The organism is Flavobacterium sp. GSB-24 (assembly GCF_027924665.1).
Lineage (GTDB): Bacteria > Bacteroidota > Bacteroidia > Flavobacteriales > Flavobacteriaceae > Flavobacterium.
On the sequence record NZ_AP027043.1, the window covers coordinates 4,806,207 to 4,821,987 of the forward strand.

Here is a 15,781-nt window from a genome sequence, read left to right on the forward strand (position 1 = left end):
TGTTTTAAATTTAATTATTACATCCATATAAGTAATAAGTAAACCATCTTATTTTTTATTTTGTTGTAAATATATCAGTTTTAAATGGGAGGATTTAGTTTTGAAATGGATTATTCTTAACCAAATTGAATATTTCTTATCCTTGAATCAATTAGAGCATATATTCCTATATGCTCTAATTTTAAAGAATATTTTTAAAGAGTTCATGAAATAACCTCATAATGCATTTCATCTACTACAGCAGTATCAAATGAATCTAGGTAAATATTAGTTGTTTTATTTCCATATTCATGTCCCAATGCCTCCGCAATGATTTCATTTGAATAACCAAGCTTTTTAGCTGTTGTTGCAAAAGAATGTCTTGCTACATAACTTGTTATAGGAACAACAATACCCTGTTGCTCTCCTAATTTTCTCAAATACTTATTAGTTGTCTTAATCCATTGCTTAATTACTTTCTTAGCTTGTTGGCTATCCTCAGGAATGCTTTCATTTAACACAGGTAATAAATACTTATTCCCTAAAGATTCGAACTGCTTAATAATACTTTCGGACTGCTTAAAGAGCTTAATTGAGTAATTTTTATGTGTTTTTCTTCTTTTAAATAAAATCCGTCCATTAACAACATTTTCAGTCTTTAAATAAGCTAAATCAGTGAATGACATTCCCACAAGATAAAAGCTTAAAAGAAAATAATTTACTGCTTTCCAAGAGCCTGAATTTTCAATTAAAGTCATTTGCTCAAACTTGAGAATATCCCTCCTCGAAACAGCCCTATTCCCTGTCTTTTCAGACTTTATAGTCAAATCATTAAAAGGGTAAAATGAATTTTGCGCTATTTTAGCTTTAATAGCTTTATTATAGATTGCTCGAATTGTTCTAAGATAATTTGAAATACTATTTTGCTTCAGGCCTTTCACAACAAGATGGTGAATAAATTGCTCCAACAAAGAATAATCAATATCACAAAACAACAAATTAGGTTGAGCGGTAAATGAAATTAACTGATTAACTGCTGTTTGATAAACTAAAGCATTTCCTGTCTTTTTTATTTCAAGCATTTGAGCAATTAACTTTTCGGAAAATGACTTAAATGTCACAAATTCTGCAGCATTTGGCTTTCCTTCTATCTTATTTCTTAAGTCACTAATAGAGAAAGAATCATCGAGTTCTAAGATTAACTGCTGTATCTTAAAATACTCTTTTGATAATTTAATATTCAGCAATTTTGCATTCGGATGAGATTTATCCAACTCTTTTTTTTGTTCATTCCAATACAATTCTGTAGTAGAAATTCCAGAATTTAAGGTGTAAACTTTTCTATTGTGTGTAATTCTAAAGATGATATTAAAGTTACCATCTGATCTTTGTCTTCTAGTATCTAAGAGGACTTTTAAGTTTGCCATAATAAGGTTGAATTATGGTCTTCATGTGCAAACTATGTGCAAACATTTTATAAAAAAACATGATAAACGAACAATTTTATGTTTTGGTAAGTGATACAAAACAAAAAAGCCACTCAAATGAGTGGCTTTTCGTGAACGCAGAAGGATTCGAACCTTCGACCGTCCCGATTAAAAATCGGGATGCTCTATCCAGCTGAACTACGTGATCAAAAACCATTTTTATGCAAACAAAAAAGCCACTCGATTTGAGTGGCTTTTGATGTGAACGCAGAAGGATTCGAACCTTCGACCGCCTGCTTAGAAGGCAGGTGCTCTATCCAGCTGAGCTATGCGTCCATTTGTTTTAAAACTTTATGGCAAAGTTTCTGTCGGGGTGGCAGGATTCGAACCTGCGGCCTCCTGCTCCCAAAGCAGGCGCGATAACCGGGCTACGCTACACCCCGAGCTTTAGTCATAGATTCGTATCAGTGGTCTTCCCGATCTCAATCGGGACACGATAACCGGGCTACGCTACACCCCGAAGGCAAAATTTAAGCGGAGAGACAGGGACTCGAACCCTGGCGACGGTTACCCGTCGACAGATTAGCAATCTGCTCCATTACCGCTCTGGCACCTCTCCAAGCTCAAGAAACGTGTTCTGTTTTGCGGTTGCAAATGTAAGACAACATTCCATTTCTCACAACTATTTTTGCGCTTTTTTTTAAGTTTTTTTAATCTTTTTTTTAAAACACTTCACAATCAAACAAATAGAATTAACAAAAATTTCATCTTCAATTTAAAATCACCCTATTCTACACAAAATTTGAATTTATTCAAATAAAGAGTAAATTTGCTTTATTAACTAATATTACAGAAAATGAACAAAAGAGTTGTTATCGTTTCTGCCGTTAGAACACCTATCGGAAGTTTCATGGGAGGGTTATCTACCGTACCCGCACCAAAATTAGGTGCTGCCGCAATTAAGGGAGCACTTCAAAAAATTAACCTAGACCCAAAATTAGTTGATGAAGTTTTTATGGGTAACGTAATTCAGGCCGGCGTTGGACAAGCTCCAGCTCGCCAAGCAGCTCTTTTTGCTGGTTTGTCTGAAGAAGTTGCCGCTACAACTGTAAACAAAGTTTGCGCTTCTGGAATGAAAGCGGTTATGTTTGCTGCGCAGGCAATCGCGTGTGGAGATGCTGAAATTGTTGTTGCAGGCGGAATGGAAAGCATGAGCTTAATTCCACACTACGTACAAATGCGTGCAGGAAATAAATTTGGTCCAGCTACAATGCTAGACGGAATGCAGAAAGATGGTTTAACAGATGCTTACGATAACAACGCAATGGGAGTTTGCGCTGATTTATGTGCAACTGAATATAACATCAGCCGTGAGGAGCAGGATAATTTTGCTATTCAATCTTATGAGAGAAGTGCAAAAGCGTGGGATTCTGGAAAATTTGACAATGAAGTTGTTCCTGTTGAAGTTCCGCAAAGACGCGGAGAACCAATTATATTTTCAAAAGACGAAGAGTATACTAATGTTAAATTAGATAAAATTCCATCTTTAAGCCCTGTTTTTACAAAAGACGGAACTGTAACCGCTGCTAACGCATCAACAATTAATGACGGAGCTGCAGCGTTAGTTTTAATGTCTGAAGAAAAAGCAGATGCATTAGGATTAAAACCTCTAGCCTACATAAAAGGCTATGCAGATGCTGCACAAGAACCAAAATGGTTTACTACAAGTCCAGCCAAAGCATTACCAAAAGCATTAGACAAAGCTGGAATTTCAATTTCAGATGTTGATTATTTCGAATTTAACGAAGCATTTTCTGTAGTTGGTTTAGCCAATGCGAAAATCTTAAATTTAGATAACGATAAAGTAAACGTTAATGGAGGTGCTGTTTCATTAGGACATCCACTGGGTTGTTCAGGAGCGCGTATTATTGTAACTTTACTAAATGTTTTAGAACAAAACAATGCTAAAACCGGAGCTGCTGCAATTTGCAACGGAGGCGGTGGTGCATCTGCAATTGTTATCGAAAGAGCTTAAATAATATTATCTAAAATTAGGAGTTATCACAAATTACAACTCCTAATTTTTAACTTATAAATTTCCTTAAATGTTCGGAATTTGCAATTTAGCTATAGTACCCGTTCGATCTGAACCAAGTGACAGAAGTGAAATCGTTACACAACTTTTGTTTGGCGAGCATATCGAAATTTTAGAACGCCATAATCAATGGGCTAAAATAAAAATTCAGTTTGATGACTATGAAGGCTGGGTAGATTCGAAACAATATCAGGTAATTTCTGAAGCAAATTTCAATCAATTAAGTAAAGAGGCGATTATCTTAAATGCCGATTTAATTGATTACATCACCGCTCCCGACAATTTATTACTTCCAATTCCACTAGGAGCTTCATTATCATTTCTAAATAACAGCGAAATCAATGTTTCTAATTTTGATTTTGAGGGAACAAAAACAAGTGGCATCAAACCTAAAAGTGCACTGATAAACACAGCTTTTATGTATTTGAATGCTCCATATTTATGGGGCGGAAAAACACCTTTCGGAATCGATTGTTCTGGTTTTACCCAAATGGTTTATAAACTAAATGGCTATAAAATTCATCGTGATGCCTCACAACAGGCACTTGATGGCGAACCTTTAAGCTTTATCGAAGAAAGCGAAGCGGGAGATTTAGCGTTTTTTGATAACGATGAAGGAAACATTACTCACGTCGGGATTATAATGGACAACAATTACATCATTCACGCCAGTGGAAAAGTTCGTATTGACCGTTTAGACCACACCGGAATTTATAATCCTGAATTGAATAAACACACTCACAAATTAAGAGTAATCAAGAAAATTATTTAAACACAAAATTAACAACGATTTAAACAAAGTTTACCATCCTTCCAACGGTAATAAATAATTCGTGTAAATTAGTGCAATTAGTGTTTAAGCACTCAATCTAATCGTCTTTCTAAACTCAGACGGACTATATCCTTTCTGTTTTCTAAAAAACTTATTGAAATGGCTTTCATCAGTAAAACCAAATTCATAAGCAATTTCATTAATACGCTTATCGCTGAACTGTAAACGATGTTCAATCAGTTTTGTTTTGTAATTACTGATATATTGCTGCATCGTTTCACTTGCATGTTTCTTGAAATAACGACCTAAATAAGTATTCGAAATCCCAAAATAATCGCTGATAGATTCTGCTTTAATCTTCTCAGGATAATAAATATTATTCTGAATATATTGCAGAATATCCATTGCTTTTCCTTCGGTACCAATATTTACTTGCTCAGGAAGGTATTTCGCAATATTTCTTGCTACAATAATAATTAAAGTATTTACAAGTTGTTGAATCAATTCCTGATTGTAAACATCTTTATCGTTATGTTCTCGGCAAATTGCTTCGATCATTACTTTTACCAGACATTTATCGGCATCATTTTTTAAAATACAGCCCGGCTGATGATTAGCATTTTGCAGAATGTATTCTAAACGCTGTACATTTTCATTCTGCAGACTTGAATTCTTCAAATAAATATCATTAAACCTCAAAAAGAAAAACTTTGTTTCCGTTTCAATTGTAAAATTATGACAATCTTCAGGCGTTAATAAAAACATATGTCCAGCATCATATTCAAAAATATTTTTGTTGATACACTGCCTTCCTGTTCCGCTTAAAATATAGACCAATTCAAAGAAATTATGACGATCACCAACATCTGGATATTCATCTAAAGTCTCAAAAGAAACCGTAAAAGGTTCGTACAAATTTTCTTTTTTCATGACACTGATAATTATTTGAAGTTGCAAATTTACATAAAAAAGACAAATATATACAAATTAATAGTCCTAAAAACAGTATAATTTTGCCAAGTGAAATTTAAGATTTAAAAATACAATATCATGGAATATAGAAAATTAGGAAACTCAGAACTTGAATTATCAACTATTACATACGGCGCTTTTGCTATTGGCGGAACCATGTGGGGCGGAAACGAAAAGAAAGATTCAATCGATTCGATCCACGCTTCTATAGATCATGGCGTAACTACAATCGACACTGCTCCTTTTTACGGATTCGGTTTAAGTGAAGAAATGATTGGTGAAGCTATTAAAGGTCACGATCGCTCTAAAGTTCAACTCCTTACAAAATTCGGTTTGGTTTGGGACGGAAGTAATAACGGAAAAGGAGATTTCTTTTTTGATGCTGATGACAACGGAAAAAAAGTTCCTGTATACAAATATTCATCAAAGGAAAATGTGATTAAAGAAATCGAAGAAAGTTTAAAACGCCTTCAAACTGATTACATTGACCTTTTACAAATTCACTGGCCAGATGCTACAACACCAATTTCTGAAACAATGGAAGCTGTAGAAACCTTAATACAACAAGGAAAAATTAGAGCATTTGGAGTAAGTAATTATAATGTTTCTAAAATTCAGGAAGCACAAAAAACAGTTCAAATTGCTTCAAACCAAGTGGCGTACAGCATGCTAAACCGCAAAATCGAAACCGATTTAATTCCGTTTACAGTGGCGGAAAACATCGGAATTATTGCGTACAGTCCAATGGAAAGAGGTTTGTTAACTGGAAAATATTTCACAGACAGTAAATTAAAAGAAAACGATCATAGAAATGGTTACTTCAATCAATTTGACCTTCAAAAAGTTAAAACTTTAGTTGAAGAATTAACTTCTTTAGCACATGCAAAAGAAGCAAGCTTATCTCAATTAGTTTTACGTTGGACATCTTTACAAAAAGGAATTGCAATTGTTTTAGCAGGAGCAAGAAACGCAGAACAAGCCATTTCAAATGCCAAAACAATGAATTTCGATTTATCAGCTTCAGAATTGGATTTTATTAATCAGGCAATTGCTAAAATTAAATAATTCTCTTTTTAAACACATAGAAACATCGTTTTCACTGCATACAAAATACGTTTCAATTACATTAACAAACATAATCAACGTAATTTCTCATTTCGAGGACGAGACTCAAAATGACAAACTTTGAGAACTATGTGTTCGAAACCAGTTTCTTTCCATTCCCTTTTCCAAGAAAGAAAAACCTATGTTTCTATGTGTTTACAAACAATCTCAAAATTTAAATAATTAGAATTTGGGCGTGTCCCTCCGGGTCGGGCTTTCGGCTATATCTTTTGCTCCATTTCATTACGCAAAAGGATACCGCCTCAATCCCTCACGCATCCATTTTCATAAGAAACAATAATTTTTAAAATGAAAAAAATATTTATAATCAACGGCGGACAAAAATTCGCACATTCAGGCGGACAATTCAATAAAACAGTTCAGGATTGGACAGTTGAATTTCTTTCAAAAAACAATAATTATGAGATAAAGACAACTCATATAGAAGACAATATCGATCTTCAGGAAGAAGTAGAAAAATTCGTTTGGGCAGATTTAATTATCTATCACACACCCGTTTGGTGGTTTCAACTGCCAAATCTTTTTAAAAAATATATCGATGATGTTTTTACACAGGGACACAACAACGGAATCTATAAAAGTGACGGAAGAAGCCGCGTCAATCCAGACATCAACTACGGAACAGGCGGACTTTTACACGGTCGTAAATATATGCTGACAACCAGTTGGAATGCTCCAAAAACAGCGTTTACATTGCCCGGAGAATTCTTCGAAGAAACTTCTGTTGACGATGGCGTAATGTTTGGTTTTCATAAAATGAATAAATTTACAGGAATGGAACGCGTAAACGGATTCCATTTTCATGATGTAGAAAAAGGCGCAACACCAGAAAATATCGTTATCTTTAAAGAAGATTATACGAAACATTTGGAAGAAACTTTTAAAAACTTATAATATGATTTCGATTACCGCAATTTTAAAAAGTAAACCAGAGAACTTAATTGAAGTTCAAAATATGCTGACACATTTAGTAACCGAAACTAGAAAAGAAACAGCATGTATTCGTTACGATTTACATACTTCCGACAACGTATTTATTCTTTGGGAAGAATGGAGAGATCAAATTGGTCTAGATTTACATAACGCACAATCCTATTTAATTGATTTTATTTCAAAAACCGAAAGCTTAGTCGCAAGCCCAATTCAAGTTTACAAAACAGCTCAAATTTTATAAAGGTTTTCAGCCATGAATTCACGAATTAATCTAATACTTTACACATATAGATTCTAAAAATAAATTCGTGAATTCGTGGCTATAAAAACTACTTTATTCCCCCAAAAGCGCCAAAACACATATTCTTGTGTAAAATTTCTACCTTAGAAAAACCTACTTTTTTCATTAAATCCAATTGGTAATTCATAGATCTTGGCGTATCTTCTTTTGCAATATAATCGAATACATTTTTGCGATATACTGCTCCGCCAAGGCCTTCTAAATATTCGCCATAAATCTGCCAGGTATATTCATTCAACAAATCGGTATCCTGTGTAATCAAATCAGAAATCATAAGACATCCACCTGGTTTTAACAATTTAAACAATTTGGTAAAAGTAGTTTCCCAATCTTGATCGTCTCTCAAATGGTGCAAAACAGCACCAGCTAAAATAATATCAAAACTGTTTTCTTCTAAATCTATTTCTCTAATATCCCCTTGTTTCACAATAACTTTTCCCTTTGTTTCTGCTGAGACTCTTTCAAAAGCTTTGTCTAACATTGGCAAACTCAAATCGACCAAAGTACAGCTTAAGTTTGGCACTTTAGACAACATCTTTAAAGTATAGTTCCCAGCACCGCATCCCACATCCAAAACAGTTGCTGCATTAGGAACAATTCGTTTTGAAGCTTCGGTTATTAATTCTAAAGAAATAGTAGCATCGATTGTTGCCACTTGACCAGTTTCTAAATTTGAAAATCGTTCGACATCCTTGTCAAATCTTTCTTTAATCTCTGTAATCGTTGATTTTTCCATGTTTTTTATTTTAGATTTCTCTCGCAGACTTTGCAGATCAGCAGCTCTTGTTGCTATTATTGATCGAGATTTTTATGATTAAATTATTTAAATAAATTAATACTCTGCTGTATCCGCAAAACCTGCTTGAGAAATATTTTATTTTTCAAAACTATTCTTTTCATAAATACTTTAAAAATACTATTTTTATCAATTAATAATACTTATAAAGTATCATGGAATTACGTCATTTAAAATATTTTTTGGCTGTAGCCGAAGAACTGAACTTTACCAAAGCTTCAGAAAAACTGTTTATTTCACAGCCACCGCTGAGCCGTCAAATTGCTGAATTGGAAGAAGAACTTCAGGCAAAGCTTTTTATTCGGAACAATAAAAAAGTAGAACTTACAGAAGCAGGAAAATATTTTGAAAAAGAAGTAAAAACCCTTTTTCAAGATTTGGAACGAATTTCATTAAAAACAAAAAAAATCGCAGAGAACGTTTCGGGTGAATTCAGAATCGCGTATATCAGTTCCATTTATTCGGCTGTTATTTCAGATTTAATCAAGCATTTAAAGTCGCAATTTCCGTATGTCAATTTCAAACTTTTTGAAGTTTCAACAACAAAACAAATTACAGCATTAGAACAAGGAAAAATCGAAATGGGAATAATTCGTTCACCAATACAATCTCCTAAGATAAAAGCACACTTATGGTTTAAGGACGGATTTTCTATTGTTTTTAATAAAAACATGATTCAATTAAAATCTGAAAAAGATATTTTGGATTTAAGAGACGAAACTTTCGTGTTTTTCAACAAAGATTATGCACCTCATTATCATGAAGTTTTGTTAGAACTTTGTGCTTTTTATGGCTTTACGCCGAAAATCATCCATGAAGCAAACAACATTAACTCTATTGTACAATTAGTGAAGAATGGATTAGGAATTTCGATCGTCCCTTCGAATATTGCTAAAAACAATCAGGATTCTGAGATAGGATTTATCGAATTAAAAAAAGTAAATCTTTCTACCGATGTTTCACTGATTACTTCAAAAGAAGATGATTCTGAAATTACAAAAACGGCTGTTGCTTTTTTATTGAATTTTTCTAAGAAATAAAAAACTGCCACGAATTACAACAATTTTCGCGATTATTTTAAAACAAAGGAAATCCGTAAAATCTAAATATAAAACGCATTTAAATTGCAGCATATAAAACAATTCGTGAAAATTGTTGTAATTCGTGGCAGACAAAAATTTCGTTACAATTTATCACACGAATTGCAGTAAGAAAAAGAGAAAGTTTAAATATCTTAGCAATTCAAATTCTACAATAAAATTTCAATATAAAATGGCCGAGCAATCTTCAATTCAGTGTCCAAACTGCGGAACTCCTATCGATGTCAATGATGTTTTAAAACATCAGTTAGAAGATAGCATCCGTAAAGAATTTCAACAAAAAGCCAGTATTCAAAACCGTGAAATTGAGCTTAAAAACGAACAGTTCGAAAAAGCCAAAGCCGAGTTTGAAGCCAAGAAAAAACAAGAAAACGAACTCTTTGCTGAACGCTTGGAGCGAGAAAGAAAAATAGCCGAAAAGGAAATCTCTGAAAAGATTAAAATTAAACTTGAAGAAGAAAACAAAGATCGTTTGCTTTTAATGGAAAAAGAGCTTTCTGAAAAATCAGATAAAATTAGGGAGTTGAATAAAATGCAGGGTGAAATTGCCAAATTACAGCGTGAAAAACTGGAAATGAAAGAAGCAATTGAAGCCGAAGCGCAAAAACAGCTGAATGCAACTTTGGTTTTAGAGCGTGATAAAATTCGTAAACAGGAAGAAGAAAAAAACGAACTAAAAATTAAAGAATACCAAAAGCAGTCTGACGACCAGAAGAAACTTATTGAAGAAATGAAACGCAAGCAGGAACAAGGTTCTATGCAATTGCAAGGCGAAGTAATGGAATTGGCGATTGAAGAATGGCTCGCAAATAATTTTCCGCTTGATAGTATCGATGAAGTTAAAAAAGGCGCAAATGGTGCCGACTGTCTTCAAATTGTAAATACACGTGAACTACAAAATTGCGGTTCTATTTATTACGAAAGTAAACGAACAAAAGCTTTTCAGCCATCGTGGATTGAAAAGTTTAAAAATGATATTAGAACTAAAAGAGCCAATATTGGCGTACTAGTTACCGAAGTGATGCCTTCTGGAATGGAAAGAATGGGAATGCGTGACGGAATCTGGATTTGTACCTATGAAGAATTTAAAGGTCTGAGTGCAGTTTTACGTCAATCCTTAATTCAGATTAGCCAGGCTGTACAGGCGCAGGAAAACAAAGGTGATAAAATGTCGATGTTATACGATTTCTTGACAAGCAACGAATTCCGACTACAGATTGAAGGAATTGTAGAAGGATTTACGCAAATGCAAAACGACTTAGATTCTGAAAAAAGAGCGATGCAGCGAATCTGGAAACAAAGAGAAAAGCAAATCGAAAAAGTAGTTCATAACACTTTAGGAATGTACGGTTCGATTCGTGGAATTGCCGGAAATGCTGTGCAGACCGTTAGGGCTCTAGAATTAGATTTTATTGAAGAAGACGAAAGTGAAGATCCTAAGGAATTATTCGAATAAATAAAAAAAGGCTTCGATTAATTTCGAAGCCTTTCTATTAATTACCCTTTTTTAAAAGACATTGTCAATCCAAACTGATTAGAAAGATAAAGCTTATTGTTCTCAATAGAATAACCTGAAGTGGTTCTTAACAATTGTAGAAATTCGCTTTCTTTTTTTGCATCACATTTTTTAGTTTCTGAAGTAAGATCCAAAAACTGAATTTTTCCTTCTCCTTTAGAAAGTAAATTTCCTTTAATAGCATTGCATCCCGTTGATCCAGAAAAATTTGACGGAGTCAGTTGAACTTTTGGAAAACTTGCGAAATCTTTCTCACTTATTGTTTTTCCGTTCAAATTCTCTAAAATCCAAGTTTGTTGTAATTTCTTTTCAACTGATTTTTCATTTGTTACAGCAACGGATGTTGCTTCTTTACTCGATTTGCAGCTGTAAGCCAATGATGCTGCAATAAATAACATTAAAATCTTTTTCATGTAAAATAAATATAAGTTTTATTTTACAAAAATATTTTGTCGCTACAGCATTGATATTCCCTAAAAGTTATTTTTAAACCACTTTAAGACATTTTAGGAATAAATATTAATCTACTTTTCTAAAAACCAAAAGCTTTGCAGAAGGGTTCGAAAGTGTTAATCTGTTATTTTCAATAGAATAAGTAGTTACGTTTTGAAGTGCTTTAGTAAATTCTCCTTCTTTATTTCCTTGAGGACATGCCATAAGGGTCGAAAGGACTTTGGTAAATCTCAATACATCCTTTTCATAAAAAAATTGCCCGCTAATAGTATTACAGCCGCCGTAGCCAGAAAATCTATTTTCTGTCGAATTAATCTCGATTCTTGGGAATTCCTTTTGAAAATCGGCAGCAAAAACTTTATAACCATTCAATTCTTCTAAAACCCAAATGTCATGAAGGCGATAATCTGTTATGTACCTACCGCAGCCGCCCAGCTTTTGAAACTCCAAGTCAGCATTATTTTTAATTTCAACTTTTACGCTGTAAGGCGAAATTGCGCCAGACATAGAGTCTTGACAATCTAATTGCTGGATTGTGACAATTATAGATGCCGTTTCGTTACTGCATTTATACATCTTGACATTGGCGTCCATCGCTCGTATCGCATCTACAGCAGGAAAAGTGATGCTCTCTTTACCACTTATTAATGAAGTAAAAACAATTTGATCATTTCCTATTTTAACTCCCCAAAAAGGCTCATTTCCTGTTGCTTTAAAATAAAAATTTAAATCGTCTTGTAAAGTTCCTGAAGTCGATGCGCTTGTATTAGATTCTTTATTTGATGCCGTTTTACAGCTTATTATCAAAAGAGACAATAACAAAAGTGAAAGTATTTTTTTCATAAGATCTTTATTTAAAAATGTTACCAATCCTTAAATAGGTGTAAAATTCCTATGAATTTACGACTTTTTTTGAAAACCTTATTTAGAATCTTTTCAAATTTAATGCTTTTAAAATTTTACAAATCCATCCAAAAGCTACACTACGTATGATATTACGCTGAAATACGTAGTAAAAAAACCTCTACTATACTTAAAAATTTAAATAAATACGTATTTAAATAAGTACAAATACTTATATTTGCGTAATAATACTTAATTAAAGAAATCATGATTAGAGTAATAGTAGTTGGAAACGGCATGGTTGGTTATAAATTTTGCGAAAAATTCGTTGCAAAATCAGGACAAGAAAAGTATCAAATTACCGTATTTGGTGAAGAACCGAGACGAGCTTACGATCGTGTTCACTTAAGTGAATACTTCGGGGGGAAAACAGCAGATGATTTATCTCTATCAACAAGTGAGTGGTACGCTGAAAATAACATTACTCTTAATACATCAGAATTAATTACTGATATAAATCGTGAACAAAAAACAATACATACACATCTAGGAAAAACGCATACTTACGATTACTTAGTTTTGGCAACTGGTTCTTCGGCTTTTGTTCCTCCAATTGAAGGAGTAGAAAAAGAAGGCGTTTTTGTCTACAGAACTATTGAAGATCTGGATGCGATTATGGCATACGCCAGAAAAATTAAACAAAAAGGCGCAACCGAAGCTGCAGTTTTAGGCGGAGGATTATTAGGTCTTGAAGCAGCAAAAGCGGTTAGGGATTTAGGACTCAACCCGCACGTTGTGGAATTTGCACCTCGTTTAATGCCCAGACAATTAGATCAGGGCGCGAGCGATATGCTACAATCTAAAATTGAAGAATTAAATATCGGAATTCATCTTAATAAAGCCACGCAATATATTGACGGAAAGGAATGCATAACAGGAATGATGTTTGCCAATGAAGAATTGTTAAAAGTAGACATGCTGGTTATTTCTGCCGGAATTAAACCTCGCGACGAACTGGCAAGAGTTTCTGGGCTGGAAGTCGGTGTAAGAGGCGGAATTGTGGTAAACAATCAGATGCAGACATCAGATCCTTCTATCTATGCGATTGGCGAAGCGGCACTTTATAATCAAAACATTTACGGACTTGTTGCTCCAGGTTACGAAATGGCCGATGTTGCCGCTGAGCAAATCTTGAAAGGTTCTAAAACCATGAGAGAAACTATTGATATGTCGACTCAATTAAAGTTAATTGGTGTGGAAGTAGCAAGTTTTGGTGATCCTTTTATTGAAAATAATGACATTACAGCCATTATTTATGAAAACAAATTAAGCGGTATCTACAAAAGAATTAACGTTACAAAAGATTCTAAAAAATTATTAGGTGGAATTTTAGTTGGAGACGCAAGCGACTATAACTCACTTTTTCAAATCTATGTTAACGAAATGGCTCTGCCTAAAAATCCAGAAGATTTAATTCTTGGCTCAAGAGATGGATCTGAAGGTTCAAGTTTAGGAAGTGTAATGGACTTACCAGATACAGCCGTAATTTGTTCTTGCGAAAATGTTACAAAAGGTGCCATCTGCTGTAAAATTTTAGACGAAAGCTGCAGTTCCTTATCAGATGTTGTTAAAGCAACCAAAGCAACTTCTGGTTGCGGCGGTTGTAAACCAATGGTTTCAGATTTGGTAAAAGCGACGCAAAAATCACTTGGAAAAGAAGTAAAAGAAGTGATATGCGAGCATTTCAGCTATACACGCCAAGAATTGTTCGATTTGGTAAAAATCAATAAATACGAGAATTTCTATGACGTTATCGATCATCACGGAAAAGGTGACGGATGCGAGATCTGCAAACCAGTTGTGGCTTCAATTTTTTCAAGTATATACAATGATACTGCGAACAAACATGTTACAACTCAAGATACAAATGATAGATTCCTAGCGAATATTCAACGAAACGGAACTTATTCTGTTGTTCCAAGAGTTGCGGGAGGAGAAATTACAGCCGAGAAATTAATCGTAATTGGCGAAGTTGCCAAACAATTTGATTTATACACCAAAATCACTGGTGCACAAAGAGTGGATTTATTCGGAGCGCATTTGAGTGATTTGCCAAAAATCTGGAAAATCTTAATCGATAATGGTTTTGAAAGCGGTCACGCTTACGGAAAATCACTTCGTGCCGTAAAAAGCTGTGTTGGAAATGCTTGGTGCCGTTACGGAATGGACGACAGCGCAGGATTTGCAATAGAACTCGAAAACAGATACAAAGGAATCCGTTCTCCGCATAAACTAAAAGGTGGTGTTTCGGCCTGCATCCGCGAATGCGCAGAGGCACGTGGAAAAGATTTCGGGTTAATTGCTGTTGAAGGCGGATGGAATTTATACATTGCTGGAAATGGCGGTGCCAACCCAAAACACGCTGTTTTATTGGCTGAGAAAATCGACAAAGAAACCGTGATCAAATATATGGACAGATTCTTAATGTATTACATAAGAACTGCTGGTCCGCTTGTGAGAACTTCAACTTGGTTAGAAAAATTGGACGGAGGTTTAGACTATTTAAAACAAGTAATTATCGAAGACAGTTTAGGAATCTGCGAAACACTTGAAGTTGAAATGCAGACATTAGTAAACACTTTCGAATGCGAATGGAAACAAGTCCTGGAAAAACCAAGATTATTGAAACGTTTCAGTCACTTTATAAACTCAGACGAAAAAGATGATAATGCTGTTTTTGTTCCGTTAAGAGATCAAAAAGCACCAAAAGCCTGGTCTTAGTTTTATAAATAATTTTTAAACACATAGAAACATAACTTATAGGCATATATAAAGGCGTTTCACTTACATTAACAAACATAGCATAGCTGTAACAAAAAATTACAGTTTCAAAAATTTTTAATTTTTAATTTTTAATTCTCAATTTTTAATTAAAAAATCAGCTCCAAAAAAAAAATATCATAAACGTTGCTGTCCTTCTTACCCTCTTTTTTACTGCGCCATCATAACTCTCATGATTGTAAAAGAGGGCTAAGAAACAGGAACTAAAATTTATTACCATGGAAGAAATCTTAAATCAATACGAAACAGTTCATGCAAGCGATGCAACAATTTGGTTTAAAGCAGGTAAAGTAGAAGATTTTCCAACCAACCGAGGCGGCTGCATCAAATACAAAAACAAGCAGATTGCTATTTTCAATTTTACACGCCGCAACGAATGGTACGCTTGTCAAAATGCCTGCCCGCACAAAATGGAAATGGTACTTTCAAGAGGAATGACAGGATCTGCCGATGATATCCCGAAAATCGCCTGCCCTATGCATAAAAAAACATTTTCACTTGTTGATGGATCTAACCTAAACGGAGATGATTTTAAAATTGCAACGTATCCGATTAAGGTTGTGGAGAATGAAGTATTTGTTGGATTTGTAGATTAGACTTTTAAGAAACAAGAAACCAGAAGCAAGAA

At 34.1% G+C, this 15,781-nt stretch carries 14 protein-coding genes and 4 tRNA genes; 9 read left to right on the plus strand and 9 right to left on the minus strand.

Going from position 1 to position 15,781, the window contains the following annotated elements:
* Positions 1–203: 203 nt before the first annotated feature.
* The 5 genes from QMG60_RS20205 to QMG60_RS20225 form a co-directional block, all read right to left on the minus strand.
* Entirely contained in the window at positions 204–1,406 is a 1,203-nt protein-coding gene (locus QMG60_RS20205; protein ID WP_281866199.1) for a site-specific integrase, read from the minus strand.
* Between the two features lie 132 nt (positions 1,407–1,538).
* Positions 1,539–1,614, minus strand: a tRNA-Lys gene (locus QMG60_RS20210).
* Positions 1,615–1,668: 54 nt separating this feature from the next.
* Positions 1,669–1,742 (minus strand) — tRNA-Arg (locus tag QMG60_RS20215).
* Positions 1,743–1,774: 32 nt separating this feature from the next.
* Positions 1,775–1,849, minus strand: a tRNA-Pro gene (locus tag QMG60_RS20220).
* Between the two features lie 92 nt (positions 1,850–1,941).
* A tRNA-Ser gene (locus tag QMG60_RS20225) sits at positions 1,942–2,025 on the minus strand.
* A gap of 237 nt (positions 2,026–2,262) precedes the next feature.
* On the opposite strand from QMG60_RS20225, the gene QMG60_RS20230 reads away from it, so the two are divergent.
* Together QMG60_RS20230 and QMG60_RS20235 are read left to right on the plus strand one after the other, a co-directional pair.
* Entirely contained in the window at positions 2,263–3,441 is a 1,179-nt protein-coding gene (locus tag QMG60_RS20230) for an acetyl-CoA C-acyltransferase (RefSeq protein ID WP_281866200.1), read from the plus strand.
* 70 nt (positions 3,442–3,511) lie between these two features.
* Positions 3,512–4,273, plus strand: a complete 762-nt coding sequence (locus QMG60_RS20235) for a C40 family peptidase (RefSeq protein WP_281866201.1) — start codon at positions 3,512–3,514, stop codon at positions 4,271–4,273.
* 84 nt (positions 4,274–4,357) lie between these two features.
* Here the strand turns inward: QMG60_RS20235 and QMG60_RS20240 are convergent, their stop codons facing one another.
* Positions 4,358–5,203, minus strand: a complete 846-nt coding sequence (locus QMG60_RS20240) for an AraC family transcriptional regulator (protein ID WP_281866202.1) — start codon at positions 5,201–5,203, stop codon at positions 4,358–4,360.
* 120 nt (positions 5,204–5,323) lie between these two features.
* Here QMG60_RS20240 and QMG60_RS20245 point away from each other — a divergent pair, with 120 nt between their 5' ends.
* The 3 genes from QMG60_RS20245 (at position 5,324) to QMG60_RS20255 (ending at position 7,544) form a co-directional block, all read left to right on the plus strand.
* Positions 5,324–6,310, plus strand: coding sequence for an aldo/keto reductase (locus QMG60_RS20245; protein ID WP_281866203.1), 987 nt, complete (start codon positions 5,324–5,326; stop codon positions 6,308–6,310).
* A 348-nt stretch (positions 6,311–6,658) separates the two neighbouring features.
* Positions 6,659–7,264, plus strand: a complete 606-nt coding sequence (locus QMG60_RS20250; RefSeq protein WP_113679454.1) for an NAD(P)H-dependent oxidoreductase — start codon at positions 6,659–6,661, stop codon at positions 7,262–7,264.
* 1 nt (position 7,265) lies between these two features.
* Entirely contained in the window at positions 7,266–7,544 is a 279-nt protein-coding gene (locus tag QMG60_RS20255; protein ID WP_281866204.1) for a putative quinol monooxygenase, read from the plus strand.
* An 88-nt stretch (positions 7,545–7,632) separates the two neighbouring features.
* On the opposite strand, the gene QMG60_RS20260 is transcribed toward QMG60_RS20255, so the two are convergent.
* On the minus strand, positions 7,633–8,340 hold the full coding sequence (locus tag QMG60_RS20260; protein ID WP_281866205.1) for a class I SAM-dependent methyltransferase: 708 nt from the start codon (positions 8,338–8,340) through the stop codon (positions 7,633–7,635).
* 215 nt (positions 8,341–8,555) lie between these two features.
* Between QMG60_RS20260 and QMG60_RS20265 the strand changes: the two genes are divergently transcribed.
* Both QMG60_RS20265 and QMG60_RS20270 read left to right on the plus strand, forming a co-directional pair.
* Positions 8,556–9,440 carry a LysR family transcriptional regulator gene (locus QMG60_RS20265; protein ID WP_281866206.1) on the plus strand — a complete coding sequence of 295 codons (885 nt, stop codon included), beginning with the start codon at positions 8,556–8,558 and terminating at the stop codon, positions 9,438–9,440.
* A gap of 232 nt (positions 9,441–9,672) precedes the next feature.
* Positions 9,673–10,956, plus strand: coding sequence for a DUF2130 domain-containing protein (locus QMG60_RS20270; protein ID WP_281866207.1), 1,284 nt, complete (start codon positions 9,673–9,675; stop codon positions 10,954–10,956).
* Positions 10,957–10,997: 41 nt separating this feature from the next.
* Here QMG60_RS20270 and QMG60_RS20275 read toward each other — a convergent pair whose 3' ends face one another.
* Together QMG60_RS20275 and QMG60_RS20280 are read right to left on the minus strand one after the other, a co-directional pair.
* The gene (locus tag QMG60_RS20275) at positions 10,998–11,429 is read right to left on the minus strand and encodes an META domain-containing protein (protein ID WP_281866208.1); all 432 of its coding nucleotides are present in this window, start codon (positions 11,427–11,429) and stop codon (positions 10,998–11,000) included.
* Positions 11,430–11,535: 106 nt separating this feature from the next.
* Complete coding sequence (locus QMG60_RS20280) at positions 11,536–12,312, minus strand: META domain-containing protein (RefSeq protein ID WP_281866209.1); 777 nt, start codon at positions 12,310–12,312, stop codon at positions 11,536–11,538.
* Between the two features lie 267 nt (positions 12,313–12,579).
* Here QMG60_RS20280 and nirB point away from each other — a divergent pair, with 267 nt between their 5' ends.
* Complete coding sequence (nirB, locus tag QMG60_RS20285) at positions 12,580–15,093, plus strand: nitrite reductase large subunit NirB (RefSeq protein WP_281866210.1); 2,514 nt, start codon at positions 12,580–12,582, stop codon at positions 15,091–15,093.
* A gap of 278 nt (positions 15,094–15,371) precedes the next feature.
* Positions 15,372–15,749, plus strand: a complete 378-nt coding sequence (gene nirD, locus QMG60_RS20290) for a nitrite reductase small subunit NirD (protein WP_057116567.1) — start codon at positions 15,372–15,374, stop codon at positions 15,747–15,749.
* The last annotated feature ends 32 nt before the right edge of the window (positions 15,750–15,781 follow it).